The 18,089-nt window shown below is 63.9% G+C and carries 15 protein-coding genes; 14 read left to right on the top strand and 1 reads right to left on the bottom strand.

Going from position 1 to position 18,089, the window contains the following annotated elements; genetic code table 11:
• Positions 1–11 precede the first annotated feature (11 nt).
• From F2P44_RS22185 to F2P44_RS22120, 14 genes are all read left to right on the top strand, one after another.
• Entirely contained in the window at positions 12–1,052 is a 1,041-nt protein-coding gene (locus F2P44_RS22185) for a helix-turn-helix domain-containing protein (protein WP_167089418.1), read from the top strand.
• A 13-nt stretch (positions 1,053–1,065) separates the two neighbouring features.
• The gene (gene ispG / locus F2P44_RS22180; protein WP_167089416.1) at positions 1,066–2,334 is read left to right on the top strand and encodes a flavodoxin-dependent (E)-4-hydroxy-3-methylbut-2-enyl-diphosphate synthase; all 1,269 of its coding nucleotides are present in this window, start codon (positions 1,066–1,068) and stop codon (positions 2,332–2,334) included.
• An 88-nt stretch (positions 2,335–2,422) separates the two neighbouring features.
• Positions 2,423–3,778: a histidine--tRNA ligase gene (gene hisS / locus F2P44_RS22175; protein WP_167089414.1), complete on the top strand. Its 1,356-nt coding sequence runs from the start codon at positions 2,423–2,425 to the stop codon at positions 3,776–3,778.
• Positions 3,779–3,835: 57 nt separating this feature from the next.
• Positions 3,836–4,489: a YfgM family protein gene (locus F2P44_RS22170; protein WP_167089412.1), complete on the top strand. Its 654-nt coding sequence runs from the start codon at positions 3,836–3,838 to the stop codon at positions 4,487–4,489.
• 50 nt (positions 4,490–4,539) lie between these two features.
• The gene (gene bamB / locus F2P44_RS22165; RefSeq protein ID WP_167089533.1) at positions 4,540–5,694 is read left to right on the top strand and encodes an outer membrane protein assembly factor BamB; all 1,155 of its coding nucleotides are present in this window, start codon (positions 4,540–4,542) and stop codon (positions 5,692–5,694) included.
• A 7-nt stretch (positions 5,695–5,701) separates the two neighbouring features.
• The gene (gene der / locus F2P44_RS22160; protein ID WP_054263768.1) at positions 5,702–7,045 is read left to right on the top strand and encodes a ribosome biogenesis GTPase Der; all 1,344 of its coding nucleotides are present in this window, start codon (positions 5,702–5,704) and stop codon (positions 7,043–7,045) included.
• 141 nt (positions 7,046–7,186) lie between these two features.
• Positions 7,187–7,423, top strand: coding sequence for an RNA chaperone Hfq (gene hfq, locus F2P44_RS22155; protein WP_026354376.1), 237 nt, complete (start codon positions 7,187–7,189; stop codon positions 7,421–7,423).
• 48 nt (positions 7,424–7,471) lie between these two features.
• Positions 7,472–8,719, top strand: a complete 1,248-nt coding sequence (gene hflX, locus F2P44_RS22150) for a GTPase HflX (RefSeq protein ID WP_167089409.1) — start codon at positions 7,472–7,474, stop codon at positions 8,717–8,719.
• A gap of 1 nt (position 8,720) precedes the next feature.
• Positions 8,721–9,968: an FtsH protease activity modulator HflK gene (hflK, locus tag F2P44_RS22145; protein WP_167089407.1), complete on the top strand. Its 1,248-nt coding sequence runs from the start codon at positions 8,721–8,723 to the stop codon at positions 9,966–9,968.
• Positions 9,968–10,864, top strand: a complete 897-nt coding sequence (gene hflC, locus F2P44_RS22140) for a protease modulator HflC (RefSeq protein WP_167089405.1) — start codon at positions 9,968–9,970, stop codon at positions 10,862–10,864. The genes hflK and hflC overlap by 1 nt, the downstream gene beginning before the upstream one ends.
• A gap of 212 nt (positions 10,865–11,076) precedes the next feature.
• A complete protein-coding gene (locus tag F2P44_RS22135) occupies positions 11,077–12,237 on the top strand; it encodes an ATP phosphoribosyltransferase regulatory subunit (protein WP_167089402.1) in 1,161 nt (386 codons plus the stop codon).
• Between the two features lie 5 nt (positions 12,238–12,242).
• Positions 12,243–13,556 (top strand): adenylosuccinate synthase, encoded by a 1,314-nt coding sequence (locus F2P44_RS22130; RefSeq protein ID WP_167089400.1) that lies wholly within the window; start codon positions 12,243–12,245, stop codon positions 13,554–13,556.
• Positions 13,557–13,577: 21 nt separating this feature from the next.
• Positions 13,578–14,123 carry a phosphoribosyltransferase gene (locus F2P44_RS22125; RefSeq protein WP_167089398.1) on the top strand — a complete coding sequence of 182 codons (546 nt, stop codon included), beginning with the start codon at positions 13,578–13,580 and terminating at the stop codon, positions 14,121–14,123.
• 237 nt (positions 14,124–14,360) lie between these two features.
• Positions 14,361–15,545 (top strand): hypothetical protein, encoded by a 1,185-nt coding sequence (locus F2P44_RS22120; RefSeq protein WP_167089396.1) that lies wholly within the window; start codon positions 14,361–14,363, stop codon positions 15,543–15,545.
• Positions 15,546–15,656: 111 nt separating this feature from the next.
• On the opposite strand, the gene F2P44_RS22115 is transcribed toward F2P44_RS22120, so the two are convergent.
• The gene (locus tag F2P44_RS22115) at positions 15,657–17,999 is read right to left on the bottom strand and encodes a hypothetical protein (protein WP_229423686.1); all 2,343 of its coding nucleotides are present in this window, start codon (positions 17,997–17,999) and stop codon (positions 15,657–15,659) included.
• Positions 18,000–18,089: the final 90 nt, after the last annotated feature.

Genomic DNA, 18,089 nt, shown 5'->3' with positions numbered 1-18,089 from the left:
CAGGATCGACGATGAGTTCAGAGTGGGCAGAACAACCGGCAGCGGGCACGAACGCGGGGGCGAACGCCGCGGGTAACCACGGTTTGCCGGGCAAGACCCTGGCCGCCCAGCGTGAAGCGATGGGCTGGACGGTGGAACAGGTCGCCGACCAGCTGAAAATGGCTGTGCGCCAGGTCACCGCGCTGGAAGCGGGCGACTACGCCAATTTGCCGGGACCGGCCGTGGTGCGCGGTTTCGTGCGCGCCTACGCCAAGGTCGTCAAGCTCGACGCGGCGCCGCTGGTGGCCATGATTTCGCTGGAGTCCCCCGAACTGGCCGAGTCCGGCAACGGCCGGACCGTGCGGCGCGACAAGCCCGCCACCTTTTCCGAAGTCCGTTTTCCGACCAACGGCAAGCGTTCGCGCCTGCCGCTGGGCCTGATCGGCGCGGCCGTGCTGGTGGTGGCCGCCGCTGCTGCCGGCGCCTGGCATTTCGGGCTGGTGCCGTCGGCGCTGCTCTCTGGCAGCGCGTCGGCTACCGCCCCGGCCGGCGCGCCCGTTGCCGCGTCGGCTACCGCGTCGGCTACCGCGTCCGGTTCGCAAGCGAACGTCACGGTACTGCCGGCGCCGGTCGTCGCCGACAAGCCGCTTGTGGCGCCACTGGAAACGACCCTGGTCAAGCCGGACGAGCGCAAACCGGTCATCGCACCGGCGCCGCCGCTGGTGTCGGTACTGCCCCCGCCGACCGCGTCGGTTGCCACCGCGCCGGCAGGCACGGCCGCGACAGCGGCCGCCGCCGCTCCCGCCCCAGCGCTTGCCACGCCGGCCGCGCCGCCCGGATCGAATACCCTGGTGCTGAACGTGCGCGCCGATTCCTGGGTCGAAGTGCGGCGTGCCAAGGGTGCGCCTTTGCTGTCGCGCCTGCTCAAGGCCGGCACCGTCGAAACGGTCGAAGTGGGCGAACCGGTCACCCTGATCGTCGGCAAGCCCGATGGCGTGAGCGCCACCCTGCGCGGCGATACGGTGGCCTTGCCGTCGAATAACGGCCGCGTTTCCAGAGTCAACCTCAAGTAATAGGTCTTTGTTCATGTCTTCTTCGAATCTGGCGATCCCCTCCGGGCCTCTCGCGCGGCGCAGCAGCCGGCGCGTGCTGGTGTCGCATGGCGAACGCAAAATCTGGGTCGGCGGCGACGCGCCCGTGGTGGTGCAGTCGATGACCAACACCGATACGGCCGACGTGATCGGCACCGCGATCCAGGTCAAGGAACTGGCCCGCGCCGGCTCCGAAATGGTACGCATCACGGTCGACAAGCCGGAGGCCGCGGCCGCCGTGCCGCTGATCCGCGAACAGCTCGACAAGATGGAAATCGACGTGCCGCTGGTGGGCGACTTCCATTACAACGGCCATACCTTGCTGCGCGACTTCCCCGAGTGCGCGCGCGCGCTGTCGAAGTACCGCATCAATCCGGGCAATGTGGGGCAGGGCGCCAAGCGCGACAGCCAGTTCGCCCAGATGATCGAAGCGGCCATCATGTACAACAAGCCGGTGCGCATCGGCGTGAACTGGGGCAGCCTGGACCAGTCGCTGCTGGCGCGCATCATGGATGAAAACGCCCAGCGCGCCGAGCCGTGGAGCGCGCAGGCGGTGATGTACGAGGCGCTGATCACCTCGGCCATCGACAACGCCCTGCGCGCCGAGGAAATTGGTTTGGGACGCGACCAGATCATCCTCTCGTGCAAGGTCTCGGGCGTGCAGGACCTGATCGCGGTGTACCGCGAACTGGCGCGCCGCTGCGACTATCCGCTGCACCTGGGCCTGACCGAAGCGGGCATGGGCAGCAAGGGCATCGTTGCCTCGACCGCCGCGCTGTCGGTGCTGCTGCAGGAAGGCATCGGCGACACCATCCGCATTTCGCTCACGCCCGAACCGGGCGGCGACCGCACGCGCGAAGTGATCGTGGCGCAGGAAATCCTGCAAACCATGGGGCTGCGCAAGTTCGCGCCGATGGTCATCGCCTGCCCGGGTTGCGGACGCACCACCTCGACCACCTTCCAGGAGCTGGCCGACAACATCCAGACCTATCTGCGCGAGCAGATGCCTGAATGGAAAAAGTCGTATCCGGGCGTGGAAGGCATGAATGTGGCCGTGATGGGTTGCATCGTCAACGGTCCTGGCGAATCGAAGCACGCCAACATCGGCATCAGCCTGCCGGGGACCGGCGAATCGCCAGCCGCGCCGGTGTTCGTCGATGGCAAGAAAACCGTCACCCTGCGCGGCGACAAGATCGTTGAAGAATTCCAGGCGATTGTCCTGAACTACGTACAAACCACTTATGGCAAGCGAATCATGGCGTAGGCGGGGTTTCAAGCGGCATGCCGCTTGCCGCCGCAGCGGTTCCAGCTTGCAAGCCGGGACTCCTTAACATACAGAAGAGTTTTAGAATATGTCTGAAAATAAAAAAGAAAAAGCAACGAAGATCACCGCCGTCAAAGGCATGAACGATATCCTGCCGGCCGACGCGCCGCTGTGGGAATTGTTTGAGAACACGGTGCACTCGGTCCTGAAAAGCTACGGCTACCAAAAGATCGTCACCCCGATCGTCGAAGATACGGCGCTGTTCAAGCGCGCCATCGGCGCGGTGACCGATATCGTCGAAAAAGAAATGTACTCGTTCAAGGATTCCATGAACGACGATGAACTGACCCTGCGCCCCGAAGGCACGGCCGGCGTGGTGCGCGCGGTCATCGAACACAACCTGGTGTACGACGGCCCGCGCCGCGTCTGGTACTCGGGACCGATGTTCCGCCACGAACGTCCGCAGCGCGGCCGCTATCGCCAGTTCTTCCAGGTGGGCGCGGAAGCGGTCGGCTTTGCCGGTCCAGATATCGACGCCGAGCTGATCATGCTGTGCCGCCGCCTGTGGGACGACCTGGGCCTGGAAGACATCCGCCTCGAAATCAATTCGATCGGCGACGCCGCCGAGCGCCAGCGCCACCGCGCCGACCTGATCACCTATTTCGAAGCCAACGCCGACCTGCTCGACGACGAAGCCAAGCGCCGCCTGCACGCCAATCCGCTGCGCATCCTCGACACCAAGAACCCTGCCATGCAAGAGCTGGTGAACAATGCGCCCAAGCTGCTCGACTACCTGGAAGGCGAGTCGGTGCTGCACTTCGAAGGCTTGAAACGCATCTTGGACCACAACAATATCCAGTACACCGTCAACCCGCGCCTGGTGCGCGGGCTCGACTACTACAACCGCAGCGTGTTCGAATGGGTCACCGACAAGCTCGGCTCGCAAGGCACAGTTTGTGCAGGCGGACGCTACGATCCGCTGATCGAAAGCTTCGGCGGCAAGCCGACCCCGGCGGTCGGTTTCGCCATGGGCATCGAGCGCCTGGTGGAGCTGATGAAAGAGGCGGGAGAACCGAACGATCCGTCCGAATGCGATGTCTATATGGTGCACCAGGGCGAGCAAGCGCGCATGCAAGCCTTCGTGCTGGCCGAGCGCATCCGTGATGCCGGCCTGGATGTTGTGTTACATTGCGCCGCTGCGAGCGGTCCCGGCAGCTTCAAGAGCCAGATGAAAAAAGCCGATGGCAGTGGCGCGGCCTTTGCCGTGATCCTGGGCGACGATGAAATCGCCAAGCGCACGGCGGCGGTCAAGTCGATGCGCGGCGCCGAAGGCGAGCAGCAGGCCAGCGTGCCGTTCGACGACGTGGTCGACTACCTGGTCAACCAGATCGTGGGCGCCCACGAGCATGACCACGATCACGAGCACGTGCACTACCATCACTAGGCGCAAGGCGGCACCCCGATTTCCGATTAATCAGTAGTTAACTACGTTGAGAATGACATGGCATACGATCTCGAAGAACAAGAACAACTGGCCGCAATGCAGGCCTTCTGGAGCAAGTACGGCACCATGCTGATGGTGTTGCTGATCGTCGCCGCCGGTTCCTACTCCGGCTATACCTGGTGGAAGCGCCAGGAGCGCGTCAACGCGGCGGAAGCGTCGGGCCTGTACACGCAGATGCAAACCGCGGTCGCCGCCAAGGACAACACCAAGGTGCAGCGCATTGCCGGCGACGTGCGCACCAAGTACGCCAAGAGCGCCTACGCATCCATGACGGCGCTGATGGCCGCCAAGAGCGCGTTCGACGCCAGCGACCTGAAAGCGGCCAAGGTCCACCTGCAATGGGTGATCGACAACGGCAACGACGAGTACAAGTCGATCGCCAAGCTGCGCCTGTCCGGCGTGCTGCTCGACGAGAAAGCCTACGATGAAGGCCTGAAACTGCTGGCCACCAGCTTCCTGCCGCAGTTCACTGGCGCCGTGGCCGACCGCAAGGGCGACATCCTGGTCGCGCAAAACAAGATCGTCGAAGCGCGCACCGCCTACCTGGCCGCGCTGGCCACGATGGACGAGCAGCATCCGGGCCGCGCCGTGGTCATGCTCAAGCTCGAAGCCATCGGTGGCAGCGTGCCCGAGACCAAAGCGGCCGCCTGAGCGGTCGCCAGGTCCGCATCAACAAGTTACCCAGAACAAGGTCAATGACTATGCGTATTACCCAGAAACTTATCGGTGTGAGTGTGCTGGCCCTGATAGCCGGCTGCTCCACCCTGAGTTCGCTTAATCCTTTCGCCTCCAAATCCAAGGGCAACGAGCCCGCGCCGCTGGTCGAGCTCAAGGGCTCGATGGCCGTGCGCACCGCCTGGAAGCTCGATATCGGCAAGGCCCAGGATTACGTCTTCACGCCGGCGCTGGTCAACCAGTCGCTGGTCGTGGCCGGCGCCGATGGCGCCATCGCGCGGGTCGATGCGGCCAGCGGCAAGCAGTTGTGGCGCATCAAGGCCGACACCGGCCTGACCGCCGGCGTTGGCACCGACGGCAGCATGCTGGTCTTTGGCGGCGCCAAGGGTGGCGTGCTGGCCTACGACCTCGAAGGCAAGCTGCTGTGGAAGGCCCAGGCCTCCAGCGAAGTGCTGTCCAGTCCGGTCGTTGGCGACGGCGTGGTGGTGGTGCGCTCGGTCGACAACCGCATCGTCGGCCTCGACGCCAAGACCGGCGAGAAAAAATGGACCGTGCAGCGCGTCTCGCCGCCACTGACCTTGCGCAATGCGCCGGGCATGGTGGTGATCGGTAAAGATGTGGTCGTCGCCCAGCCGGGCGGTAAACTCTTGTCGCTGAACCTGGCCACCGGCGCGGCGCGCTGGGAAGTGGCGGTCGGCGAATCGCGCGGCGCGACCGAACTCGAACGCGTCACCGATATCGGCGGTACCCCGGTCGTGATCGACCAGGAAGTGTGCGCCGCGTCCTACCAGGGCCGCGTGGGCTGCTTCGACATCGCCACCGGCGCCGCGCGCTGGACCAAGGAGCTGTCGTCCGACGTTGGCGTGGCGGTCGACCAGCGCTTCGTGTTCGCCGCCGACGACAAGGGCGCCGTCTCGGCCTTTAACCGCGAAGGCGGCGTGAGCGCCTGGAAAAACGACAAATTAAGTTATCGCCGCCTGTCCACCCCCGTGTCGTATTCGCGCACGGTGGCGGTCGGCGACTACCAGGGTTTCATCCACTTCCTGTCACGGGAAGATGGTTCCTTTCTGGCGCGCGCCGCCACCGACGGGAGCGCCATCACGGCGCCCCCGATGGTGGCCGGTTCGAACCTGATCTTTCAAACACAATCTGGGACAGTGACCGCTATCGCGGTCGAATAAAAACACCATGAAGCCGGTAATCGCATTAGTTGGTCGCCCCAACGTCGGGAAATCGACACTCTTCAATCGCCTCACCCGCTCGCGCGACGCGCTCGTGGCCGACTTGCCTGGCCTGACGCGCGATCGTCACTACGGCGAAGGCCGGGTCGGTGAACGCCCCTTCCTGGTCATCGACACGGGCGGCTTCGAGCCGGTCGCCAAGGAAGGCATCATGTTCCAGATGGCCCTGCAGACCAAGCAGGCCGTCGCCGAAGCGGACGTGGTCGTGTTCATCGTCGATGGCCGCCAGGGTCTCACGCCGCACGACAAGACCATCACCGACTTCCTGCGCAAGTCGGGCCGCAAGGTGATGTTGGTCGTCAACAAAGGCGAGGGCATGAAGTACAGCTCCGTCGTGGCCGATTTCTATGAACTCGGCATGGGCGACCCGTACGTCATTTCGGCCGCCCACGGCGACGGCGTGACCGACCTGGTCGAGGAAGCCTTGAACGAAGCCTTCGCCCAGCGTCCGGACGACCAGGAAGAACTGGAACCGGCCGCGCGCGGCATCAAGATCGCCATCGTCGGCCGTCCGAACGTGGGCAAGTCGACCCTGGTCAACACCCTGATCGGCGAAGAGCGCGTGATCGCCTTCGACATGCCGGGCACCACGCGCGACTCGATCGAAGTGCCGTTCGAGCGCGAAGGCAAGAACTACACCCTGATCGACACAGCCGGTATCCGCCGCCGCGGCAAGGTATTCGAAGCGATCGAGAAGTTTTCGGTCGTCAAGACCCTGCAGTCGATTTCGGAAGCCCACGTCGTGATCCTGCTGCTCGACGCCCAGCAAGATATTTCGGAGCAAGACGCGCACATCGCCGGCTTCATCCTGGAATCGGGCCGCGCGCTGGTGGTGGCCGTCAACAAGTGGGATGGCTTGCGCTCGGACGAGCGCGACGAAATCAAGATCGATATCGACCGCAAGCTCGATTTCCTCTCGTTCGCCAAGACCCACTTTATTTCGGCCCTGAAGTCGCAAGGCATCGCGCCGATGATGAAGTCGGTCGACGCAGCCTACGCCGCCGCCACCGCCGACCTGTCCACGCCGCGCCTGACGCGCGCGCTGATCGAAGCGGTCGAGAAGCAGGAACCACGCCGCAAGGGTTCGATCCGTCCTAAAATGCGCTATGCGCACCAGGGCGGGCAAAATCCACCGATCATCGTCATTCACGGCAACTCGCTCGACGCCATTGGCGAGCCGTACAAGCGCTATCTCGAGAAGCATTTCCGCGACACCTTCAATCTGGTAGGTACGCCGCTGCGGATCGAGCTGCGCGTGGGTAAAAACCCGTTTGCGCGCACGTCCAAGTAGGCGCGGACGTCCGACAGACAATTGCAAAACAGGTTACAGTAACTCAGGGACATCATTCGCCTCACAGAATGATGGTCCCGGCACTTGAAAAACCAGCGAGTCGCCTCCAATTCTTTACTACAACAACATCACGGAGCTGTTATGAGCAACAAAGGGCAACTGTTACAAGACCCATTCCTCAATGCCTTGCGCAAAGAGCACGTTCCCGTATCGATCTACCTGGTCAACGGGATCAAACTTCAGGGCCACATCGAGTCCTTCGACCAGTACGTGGTCTTGCTGCGTAACACGGTGACCCAGATGGTCTACAAGCATGCAATCTCCACCGTTGTTCCGGCACGCGCGGTTAATCTCAATCTTGATTCCGAAGCTGAGTAAGGCCATGGGCGTCGCCACCCCGGGTCGCCTGGCCCTGCAGGGAGGCCTATGCGCGCAGCACTAGTCGGCATCGATTTCGGCGCTGGCGACTTCAACGCGAGCGTGGAAGAGCTGTCCTTGCTCGCCCGTTCGGCAGGCGCCGACCCGATCACCACCATCACCGCCAAGCGTTCCAGTCCGGACGCTGCCTACTTTGTCGGCAGCGGCAAGGCCGACGAAATCGGCCTGGCCTGCGTGGACCAGAACATCGAGATCGTGATTTTCAATCACGCCTTGTCTCCGGCCCAGCAGCGCAATCTGGAAAAACGCCTGAATATCCGCGTCCTCGATCGCACCAGCCTGATCCTCGACATCTTCGCGCAGCGCGCCAAGAGTCACGAGGGCAAGTTGCAGGTCGAACTGGCGCAGCTGCAGCATCTGGCCACGCGCCTGATCCGCGGCTGGACTCACCTTGAACGGCAAAAGGGCGGTATCGGCCTGCGCGGTCCGGGTGAAACCCAGCTCGAGACCGACCGCCGCCTGATCGGCGAGCGCGTCAAGGCCTTGCGCGCGCGCCTGGCCAAGCTGCGCAAGCAGCATGAAACCCAGCGCCGTTCGCGCGGGCGCAGCCATACCTTTTCGGTCTCGCTGGTCGGCTACACCAATGCCGGCAAGTCGACCCTGTTCAACGCGCTCACCAAGGCCGGCGTGTACGTCGCCAACCAGTTGTTCGCCACGCTCGACACGACCTCGCGCCGCGTCTACCTGGGCGAAGAAGTGGGCAACGTGGTCATGTCCGACACGGTCGGTTTCGTGCGCGAACTGCCGCACCAGCTGGTGGCGGCATTCCGCGCCACCCTGGAAGAAACCATCCACGCCGACTTGCTGCTGCACGTCGTCGACGGTGCCAGCCCGGTGCGCATGGAACAGATCGAACAGGTCAACCTGGTGCTCAAGGAAATCGGCGCCGATCATATTCCGCAAATCCTGGTGTGGAACAAGATCGATGCCGCCGGCCTCGAGCCAGCGGTCGAGCGCGATGAAGCGGGCAATATTTCGCGCGTGTTCATCAGCGCCCACACCGGCGCCGGCCTCGACATGCTGCGCGAAGCCGTGGTCGAAGCGGCCAGGGCCGCGCCAGCGCGCAGCCACCTTTTTGAAGAGCAGGACGATGCCGAACCGGATGACGCGCCCGATGGCGACGACGCAGACCATGCGTCCGACCTTGACGAAGCTGATGACGCAGACGATGCGGACGATGCACAGGACGCGCAACCGGCCGAAATTCTAACCTCCACCATTGTCGGACCTCGATAGCATGCTTGCTTCATTACTCAAACGCGTCGGCATCCGGCCGCCGCCCACTGTCCTGCTACAGGACAGCAAACGTCCCGGCGACGGCCCGCCCGATCTCGACCAGATGTGGCGCGACTTCAATCAGCGCCTGAACCGCCTGTTCGGTCCCAAGGGACCGGGCGGCGGCGACACGGGCGGTGGCCCCTACCGTCCCGACATGAAGGGCGCCAGCGCCACGGTCGGCGCGGCGGCGGCGGTGGTCGCCTTTATCTGGCTTGCCAGCGGCGTGTTCAGCGTGCTGGAAGGCCAGGTCGGGATCGTTTCGACCTTCGGCAAATACGCGCGCACCACCGGCCCGGGCTTGAACTGGCGCATGCCGTATCCGTTCCAGACCCACGAAAAAGTCAACGTCTCGAACCTGCGGACCGTCGAAATCGGTACCAGCGGCACCGCGCGCGCCAAGAATCCGCAAGAAGCGCTGATGCTCACCGATGACGAAAACATCATCGAGATCCAGTTCGCGGTGCAGTACACGCTCAAGGATCCGAAGGCCTGGCTGTTCAACAACTACGACACCGACGACACCGTGCGCATGGTCGCCGAAACGTCGATGCGCGAAATCGTCGGCAAGAGCAAGATGGACTTCGTGCTGTACGAGGGCCGCGAAAAGGTGGCCATCGATACGCAGCTGCTGATGCAGAAGATCGTCGACCGCTATGCCTTGGGCGCGCAGATCAACAACGTCACCATGCAGGTGGTGCAGCCGCCGGAGCAGGTGCAGGGCGCTTTTGACGATGCCGTCAAGGCCGGCCAGGACCGCGAACGGGCCAAGAACGAAGGCCAGGCGTATGCCAACGACGTGGTGCCGCGCGCGCGCGGTAACGCCTTCCGCCTGATGCAGGAAGCCGAGGCTTATCGCTCGATGGTCACCGAAAACGCCACCGGTAACGCGGCCCGCTTCACGCAAGTGATGGCCGAGTACCAGAAGGCGCCGGGCGTCACGCGCGACCGCATGTACCTCGACACCATGCAGCAGATTTTCACCAGTGCCAGCAAGGTCATGGTGGACGCCAAGTCCGGCAGCAACCTGCTGTATCTGCCGCTCGACAAACTGATTGCGCAGACTGCCGCCAACGACGCCGCCATCGGCGCCAAGTCCGGGCCGGTGCAAGCCGCGCCGCTGCCGGCCGAGGTGATGCAGCCGCTCGAACAGGTGCGCCAGCGCGACAACCGCAGCCGCGAATCCTCACGTGATCGGGAGATCCGCTAATGAACCGTTTAGTATCCATTCTGGTCGCCGGCTTCCTCGCGCTGATGCTGCTGTCCTCGACCGTGTTCGTGGTCGACCAGCGCACCTTTGCCGTGGTGTTCGCGTTCGGCGAAATCAAGGAAGTGATCAGCGAGCCTGGTTTGCACTTCAAGCTGCCGCCGCCGCTGCAAAACGTGATCTACCTCGACAAGCGCGTGCTCACGCTCGACACGCCCAATGCCGACCGTTTCATCACGTCGGAGAAGAAGAACATCCTGGTCGATACCTTCGTCAAATGGCGCATCATCGATCCGCGCCTGTACTACATCAGTTTCAGCGGCAGCGAGAAAAGTGCGCGCGGCCGCATGGACCAGATCGTCAAGGCGGCACTGAACGATGAAATTACCAAGCGCACGGTGCGCGATGTGATTTCCGGCCAGCGTGGCAGCGTGATGGAAGCGATCCATCGCAAGGTCGAAGCCGAGGCCAAGCAGATCGGCGTGCAGATCGTCGACGTGCGCCTGAAGCGCGTGGACTATGTGGAGCAGATCAATGCGTCCGTATACGACCGCATGAAGGCTGAGCGCCTGCGCGTGGCCAACGAACTGCGTTCGACCGGTTCGGCCGAATCGGAAAAGATCCGTGCCGATGCCGACCGCCAGCGCACCGTGATGCTGGCCGAAGCGTTCCGCGACGCCGAGAAGATCAAGGGTGACGGCGACGCCAAGGCATCGCAGATTTACGCCGAAGCGTTTGGCAAGAACCCGGAGTTCTACAAGTTCTATCGCTCGCTGGAAGCCTACCGCGCAACCTTCAAGAGCCATGGCGACGTGATGGTGCTCGATTCGAATTCGGAGTTCTTCAAGTATTTCCGTAGTCCGGGCGGGGCTTCGGCACCTGCCGCCGCCAAGAAGTAAGCACCGGCGGTCGGATCAAAAATGGGCGGGTCTGCGTTGCAGGCCCGCCCATTTGCTTTTGAGCGGAGGCCAAGCGTAACCAGCCCACAACTCCCTCCCGCACATTTGTTGGCTCCCTTAAACCATTTTCCTGTAAAATCGCTGATTCGGCGCTACATTTAGCACGACCGTGCGCGCCATATTGTCCGATTTTTAACTATCTCCCGTTGCCCATGCCGAACTGGCTCCTGCCTGAAAATATCGCCGACGTCCTGCCGTCCGAAGCGCGCAAGACCGAAGAGCTGCGCCGCCTGATGCTCGATAACTTCCGTTCCTACGGTTACGAGCTGGTCATGCCGCCGCTGCTCGAATACGTCGAGTCGCTGCTGGCCGGCGCCGGCCAGGACACCGAACTGCGCAGCTTCAAGCTGGTCGACCCGATGTCGGGCCGCATGCTCGGCCTGCGCGCCGACATGACCACCCAGGTCGCGCGCATCGATGCCCACCTGCTCAACCGCGATTCGGTCACCCGCCTGTGCTACGCCGGCAGCGTGCTGCATACCCGCCCGAGCGGCTTGCACGCCACCCGCGAACCGCTGCAGATCGGCGCCGAAATCTACGGCCACGCCGGCCTCGAAGCGGACGCCGAAGTGCAGGAACTGGCGCTCGCCTCGCTGGCCCTGGCCGGTTTCGGCTTTGATCAGGTGCGCCTCGACCTGTCGCACGCCGGCTTGCTGCGCGCGCTGCTGGCCGACGACGCCGCCGCCAAAAAAGATGAAGCGGCCCTGTACACGCTGCTGCGCGCCAAGGATACCCCGGGCCTGGACGCGATCAGCGCAGCGTACGCGCCGGCCACCCGCGCCGCGCTGCTGGCCTTGCCCGGCCTGTACGGCGACATCGACGTGCTGGCGCGTGCGCGCGAGGTCTTGCCGGCGCTGCCAGGCATCACGCGCGCGCTGGCCGAACTGGCCGCGCTGGCCGGATCGGCCCTGGGCCGCGCCGACGTGGCGATCGACCTGGCCGACCTGCGCGGCTACCAATACGAAAGCGGCGCGATGTTCGCGCTGTACGTGCCCGGCCTGCCGAATGCGGTGGTGCGCGGCGGACGTTACGACCATGTGGGCGAAGCATTCGGCCGGGCCCGTCCCGCGACCGGCTTTTCGCTCGATTTGCGCGAACTGGCGCGGCTCTTGCCGACCGCCGAGCGCAAACATTCGATCCGGGCTCCGTGGGGCAATGCCCCCGAGCTGCGTGAAAAAATCGCTCAACTGCGCAAAGCAGGCGAGGTTGTGATCCAGAGTTTGCCGGGTCACGACAATGAGCAGGACGAGTTCGAGTGCGATCGCGTACTCGTCCTCGAAAACAGTAACTGGATTCTCAAAAACTTAGGCTAAGTGTGATGTCAAAGAAAAACGTGGCAAAGAACGTCGTTGTCATCGGCACCCAGTGGGGCGATGAAGGCAAGGGCAAGATCGTCGATTGGCTGACCGATAACGCGCAGGGCGTGGTTCGCTTCCAGGGTGGCCATAATGCCGGCCATACCCTGGTCATCAAAGGTCAGAAGACCGCCTTGCAGCTGATCCCGTCGGGCATCATGCGCGAAGGCGTGGCCTGCTATATCGGCAATGGCGTGGTGGTGTCGGTTCCCGACGTCATGCGCGAAATCGACAAGCTCCAGGCCATCGGCGTGGAAGTGGTGTCGCGCCTGAAGATCTCCGAGGCGTGTCCCGCGATCCTGCCGTACCACGTCGCCATCGACGTGGCCCGTGAAGTGGCGCGCGGCGTCAACAAGATCGGCACCACCGGCAAGGGCATCGGCCCGGCCTACGAAGACAAAGTGGCACGCCGCGCGATCCGTATCGCCGACATGCTCAATGAAGAGCGCTTCGCCGAAAAACTGCGCGAAAACCTCGACTACCATAACTTCGTGCTGACCAATTACCTGAAAGCCGACGCGGTCGACTTCCAGAAGACCTTCGACGACGCGATGGCCCTGGTGCCACGCCTCAAACCAATGGTCGGCGACGTGTCGTCGCAGCTGTACGCGGCGCACAAGGCCGGCGGCAACCTGCTGTTCGAAGGCGCCCAGGGCTCGCTGCTCGACGTCGACCACGGCACCTATCCGTACGTGACCTCGTCGAACTGCGTGGCCGGCAATGCCGCCGCCGGCGCCGGCGTCGGTCCCAACATGCTGCACTACATCCTGGGCATCACCAAGGCATACACCACGCGCGTCGGCTCCGGCCCGTTCCCGTCGGAGCTGCCGACGGACGCCGGCGTGGGCCACCACCTGTCGTCGGTGGGCCATGAATTCGGCACCGTCACCGGCCGAGCGCGCCGCTGCGGCTGGTTCGATGCCGCGCTGCTGCGCCGCTCGGTCCAGATCAATGGCGTCTCGGGCATGTGCCTGACCAAGCTCGACGTGCTCGACGGCCTGGAAACGCTCAAGCTGTGCACCGGCTACAAGGTCGATGGGCGCGATGTCGACATCTTCCCGGTCGGCGCGGAAGACGCGGCGCGCTGCGTGCCTGTGTATGAAGAGATGCCGGGCTGGAAAGAAAGTACCGTCGGCGCCAAGTCGCTGGCCGAGCTGCCTGCCACCGCGCGCGCCTACATCAAGCGCATCGAAGAACTGGTCGGCGTGCCGGTCGATATGGTGTCCACCGGTCCCGACCGCGTTGAGACGATCGTCCTGCGCCACCCGTTCGAATAACCAGAAAAGTAAGGAATCATCATGACCACCCCTCCATCGACCGAGAACGACCTCTGGGTGTCCTGGGACGAGTACCACCGCCTGATCGAGCGCCTGGCGCTGAAGGTCTACGAATCGGGCTGGAAATTCGACCAGGTATTGTGCCTGGCGCGCGGCGGCGTGCGTCCGGGCGACGTGTTCTCGCGCATTTTCGATGTGCCGCTGGCGATCCTGTCGACCAGCTCTTACCGCGAAGAAGCGGGCACGGTGCGCGGCGACCTGGATATCGCCAAGTACATGACGATGACCAAGGGCCCGCTGGCCGGCAAGATCTTGCTGGTCGACGACCTGGCCGATTCGGGCGTCACGCTCGATAAGGTCACGCGTCACCTGAGCGAGACTTTCACCGGCGTGACCGAAGTCAAATCGGCGGTGATCTGGGTCAAGGGCACGTCCTCGATCCGTCCGGATTACTTCCTGGAAGACTTGCCGCACAACCCGTGGATCCATCAGCCGTTCGAAGATTACGACGGCCTGCGTCCGCACCAGTTGTCGGCATGGATGAAGAAGTTCGACAAGCCGGCATAAGACTGTCGCTGACGCTTGCCAACGGCGGGAGGATCATATGATCCTCCCGCCGTTTTTCGTTGCGGCCACACTTTGTGCCGGAAATCTTGCGTCTGGTACTTTTAAGTGTCCGGATTGATCGCGCATTCGCGCGCGCGCATGATGGGACACAAGCGCTAGCGACTTCCTGGTAGGCGGGCCGGCTGAACAACCCTACAGTGGAAGTCGATGCCCCCCCTTCACCCACAGGAGCCCACGATGACCACCATGACCGGAACGCTGGACCTTGGCCGGATCCCGGACGAACAGTTCGATCCGCATTTCCACTTGCGCGTTGCGGTCGTGTTCTACGACCAGGTGCTGGGGTCGGTTATCTTGAAGCCCGTCAGCCGTACGGTGCCCCTCGCATTTTCGGTTCCGTTCAGTCCGGCGCTGTTCGGCTTTCGGCGCTTGCCGGCTGCGCTGACCGTGGTGATCGGCGCCGACGCCGCCGCGATCGATCTGCTCGGTACCGATACCCTGCGGCACGAGGTAGCGCTGGCGGGCTTGCTCAATGCGCCCATGGAGGCCTTGGTAATCCCGGTGGGCACGCTCAGGCCGGGCATTGCGCAGTACGGCCGCTGGCTGGTCGGCAGCGGATTTTTCCCGGTTGCGGGCGGCATGGCTTGCACCCCGCCTGACGAGGGCGCCCTCGACGCCGAGATCGCCGAACTCGGTAGCGAGGACGCCAGACGCAACGACTACACCATCGAAAGCGAAGACGACAACCCGGGCCGCCTGGTCGGAACGGCGCTGTCCGCTGACGAGGAGCGCGCCCTCGACGTGATGAAGATCAACACCGACGCCGCCGACGATCGCGGTGCCAGGGAGGTGCGGGTAGCGGGTAGTTGCAGCAGCCGGCCCTGGCATGTCGCGCCTTCCCTGCTGCGCTTGCGTGCCGAGATCAACCTGCGCTGGCCGGATCGGGACAAGCGCTCCGACGGCACGATCGGCGACCAGAGTCACTGCGAGCGCCCCAGCGACCACAATCCCAACGAGCGCAGCTCGGTCAATGCCGTCGATGTCGACAAGGACGGTATCGCGCCGATGGAGGTGGTGCGCGCGGCGCTGCTGCATCCCTCCACCAATTACGTCATTTTCAACAAGACCATCTGGTCGCGCGAATATGGCTTCCGTGCGCGCCAGTACACCGGCGCCAATCCTCACACGGCGCACGTGCACGTCAGCATCCTTCCGAGCGCGGCTGCCGAGCAAGACAGTCGTGGATGGCGCATCTGGCCCGTCGCGGCGCCCAAGGCCGTTACTGGCGCGGCGGCCTTGTCCGTGGACGGACTGCGCGCCGATGGCGCGCCGGCATTCGATGTCGGGCGGACCTATGAGGTGCTGCTGACGCTGGACGGCAAGCAGTTCGAGGTGGCGCTCACGGTGCTGCGCGCGCATTGAGGCGGCACCCGCGGGTGCGCCGTGGAGAGGAGATGGACCGCCAGGCACCGGGGCGTGCCCGGCGTCTGGCGCATTGTGTATCAGTCCGGGGCCGGTTGCCGGCCCCAAACATCAGCGCGGCACGATCGCGAACTGCGGCCGCTGGGTGTAGTCCGGCTTGATCGTCCGCTTCGCGAACACGTCCCACGCCGCGCGCGCATTCGGGATGCCGGTGCTGGCCGCCATCGCTACCGCCGGCTGCATATTGGCCGGGAAGCCTTCTTGCGAGCTTGCATAGCCCGTCATCTCACCTGCCAGCCATGGCGTACGACCCGAGCGCTTGTCGATTTCCACCTGGGTGCGCCAGTTGGCCTGCAACTGGCTGCCGCACGGCTGGTCCACATACCGTTGGCCGGTGCTATTGACCAGGTCGGTGTTGTCCGCCGCGCGGAAAGTCGCCTGCCAGGCTTGGGCGAAGGTCGTGAAGTAGGGCGACGTCTCGGTGGCGCGCACCGACAGGGCGTACACCGCACCATCCACCCAGCAATAGCCTGGCGCCGTCAGGCGGCCGACCGGGAAGCGTGCTTTCCAGTCGAGCAGGGTCTTGGACTTGGTGTAGCCGAGTTCGTACGCCTGGCCGATGCTGGAGGTGAAGAAATCATCTTGCCATGGCGACATGCCGGTCTTCGGGCCGCCCGGGCCGGTGTAGGCTACCGCCGCAAAGCCGCTGTTATCGATGAAGCCCAGCTGGTTGCTGTTGGCGGTCACGAAGGTGGCGGTGTACCAGTTCAGGTTATTGTCGATAATCTTGTTGAAGTACGCCTTCAGCGGGTGATCGTCCGGCGCGATGTAGGCCGCCTGCGTCAGCGAGCGCAAGGCCCACGCTTGTCCACGCACCTGGTGGCTCTTGACCAGGCCGGTGGCATGCTGGCGGTAGCCCGGGTTCTGGTTGATCAGGTTCCAGTTGGCCCAGAAGTTGAGCTCGTCCAGGTGATAGGTGTCGCCGGTGACCAGGTAAGGCAGGTAGGAGAACGATGGGTGGTGCGAGGTCTCCGGGGTGTATGGCGTCTTGCACTCGATGGCGGGAGTGCACTGCGGCATGTCTTCCCAGCGGTTGAGCGCCCGGTTGAAGCTGTCGCTACTGATGCGAATGTCGCGTATGAACGGGTAGTCGACGATGGACACCGGCTGGCCGGTGACGCGGTCGCGGTAGTGCATCGGCCAGCTGCCGCTCAGGTCGCTCAAGCCCACGGTGACTTCCTTGGCGCGCTCATCCATGCTGAGCAGGTACATCGCACCCCACGCATGGTTCAGGCCGATATCCGGGCGGCCGCCGGTCGCAGGCATGTATTTGTCGACCATGGCCATGCCCATCGGGCCCGGCTTGGCCGCATCCCAGGTGGTTTTCATGGTGCTGAGCGCGGTCGGCGAAATGGTCAGGCTCTGGTCGTAGTTCGGCACCGCCTTCGATGCGATCAGGTAGGCCGTGTCGTGCTTGATGTGGACCGACGGTTCGAGCTCGGGCCAGAACACCTTGCGCCAGCGCGCATGGTGATAGTGTTGCAGGGCCGCGATGTTGTAGATGCTTTTGCCGTTGATCAGTACTTCGGCGTTGTAGGTGAAGGTTTTCGGCGCTGGTTCATACGCCCAGTTGTTTTCGACGGTGACGTCGACCCGTACCTTGCCCCGCACACCGTTGCCGCCAGTGTAAGAGCGGATCGCGAAGCGTGCGCTCAGGTGCGGATGGTTGACGCCGGCAGCGGACTTGAAGGGCGCCGAGACCTGCCACTCGTTGACCATCGGGCCGGACAGCCAGGTCTGGTACGCGGTGCTCTGCAACAGTTGCGCTGCCGAAGCCGTGTACAGCTGGCCGGCCAGGGTCAGCTTGACGGTCGAGTCGAAGCCGCTGGCCAGCAAGGAGCCCGGCCCGGTGGCGGTGGCCGGCGCTGGCGCGGCGGCCGCGTTCAGGGCCAGCGTGCCGTTCTGGCCCGCAGCCATCTGCGGCAGGATCGCGGTGATGACCGCGTGGCGCACCGATCCATCCGCGTGCCTGGCCTTGATGTTGACCTGCAAGGGCAACTGGGCACCGGCATATACACCCACCAGGCCGCTTGCCGCAGGGAATGCGCCAGGCGCGAAGACTTGCCCGAACGTCAGCGGGACGTTGTATTGCTGGTAGATGGATTTGTTAATCAGCTGCAAAGTCGTCAGGGTGGTGCCGATCGGCGCCGGCAGCCCCAGGGGCGGGGCCGGGGTCAGCGGATTGCTCGGCTTGAGCGAGAGCAGGGCGCTGCTTTCCGCCTGCGTGCCAACGCCATCGGCGAGCGCGGCAGGCGGCGCGGAGAGCGGAGCGGCCGGGGCCGACGCGGAAACTTGGTCCGGTGCGTTGCCACCGCCGCCGCAAGCGGCGAGCAGCACTGCACCAAGGCTGGCCAGGCCCAGTGAGGTACAAGCGCGGTAGTGAATAATTGACAAGATGAATCTCCTTTAAATGTTTTATTGAAGGCAACATTATGCTGCTATGTTGTAATTGTCAACACGAAACAATGCGGAGGTGGTGGCGGG

Origin of the sequence: Massilia frigida, assembly GCF_011682175.1 — a bacterium.
Lineage (GTDB): Bacteria > Pseudomonadota > Gammaproteobacteria > Burkholderiales > Burkholderiaceae_D > Telluria_A > Telluria_A frigida.
The sequence above is the reverse complement of the archived record's forward strand: the minus strand, read 5'-3'. Positions and strand labels throughout refer to the sequence as shown.

Coding starts and splice junctions, on each gene's coding strand:
- der (WP_054263768.1), top strand. CDS start 5,702: ATGAAGCCGGTAATCGCATTAGTTGGTCGCCCCAACGTCGGGAAATCG.
- F2P44_RS22170 (WP_167089412.1), top strand. CDS start 3,836: ATGGCATACGATCTCGAAGAACAAGAACAACTGGCCGCAATGCAGGCC.
- hflC (WP_167089405.1), top strand. CDS start 9,968: ATGAACCGTTTAGTATCCATTCTGGTCGCCGGCTTCCTCGCGCTGATG.
- hisS (WP_167089414.1), top strand. CDS start 2,423: ATGTCTGAAAATAAAAAAGAAAAAGCAACGAAGATCACCGCCGTCAAA.
- hfq (WP_026354376.1), top strand. CDS start 7,187: ATGAGCAACAAAGGGCAACTGTTACAAGACCCATTCCTCAATGCCTTG.
- hflX (WP_167089409.1), top strand. CDS start 7,472: ATGCGCGCAGCACTAGTCGGCATCGATTTCGGCGCTGGCGACTTCAAC.
- F2P44_RS22185 (WP_167089418.1), top strand. CDS start 12: ATGAGTTCAGAGTGGGCAGAACAACCGGCAGCGGGCACGAACGCGGGG.
- F2P44_RS22125 (WP_167089398.1), top strand. CDS start 13,578: ATGACCACCCCTCCATCGACCGAGAACGACCTCTGGGTGTCCTGGGAC.
- bamB (WP_167089533.1), top strand. CDS start 4,540: ATGCGTATTACCCAGAAACTTATCGGTGTGAGTGTGCTGGCCCTGATA.
- F2P44_RS22130 (WP_167089400.1), top strand. CDS start 12,243: ATGTCAAAGAAAAACGTGGCAAAGAACGTCGTTGTCATCGGCACCCAG.
- ispG (WP_167089416.1), top strand. CDS start 1,066: ATGTCTTCTTCGAATCTGGCGATCCCCTCCGGGCCTCTCGCGCGGCGC.
- F2P44_RS22120 (WP_167089396.1), top strand. CDS start 14,361: ATGACCACCATGACCGGAACGCTGGACCTTGGCCGGATCCCGGACGAA.
- hflK (WP_167089407.1), top strand. CDS start 8,721: ATGCTTGCTTCATTACTCAAACGCGTCGGCATCCGGCCGCCGCCCACT.
- F2P44_RS22135 (WP_167089402.1), top strand. CDS start 11,077: ATGCCGAACTGGCTCCTGCCTGAAAATATCGCCGACGTCCTGCCGTCC.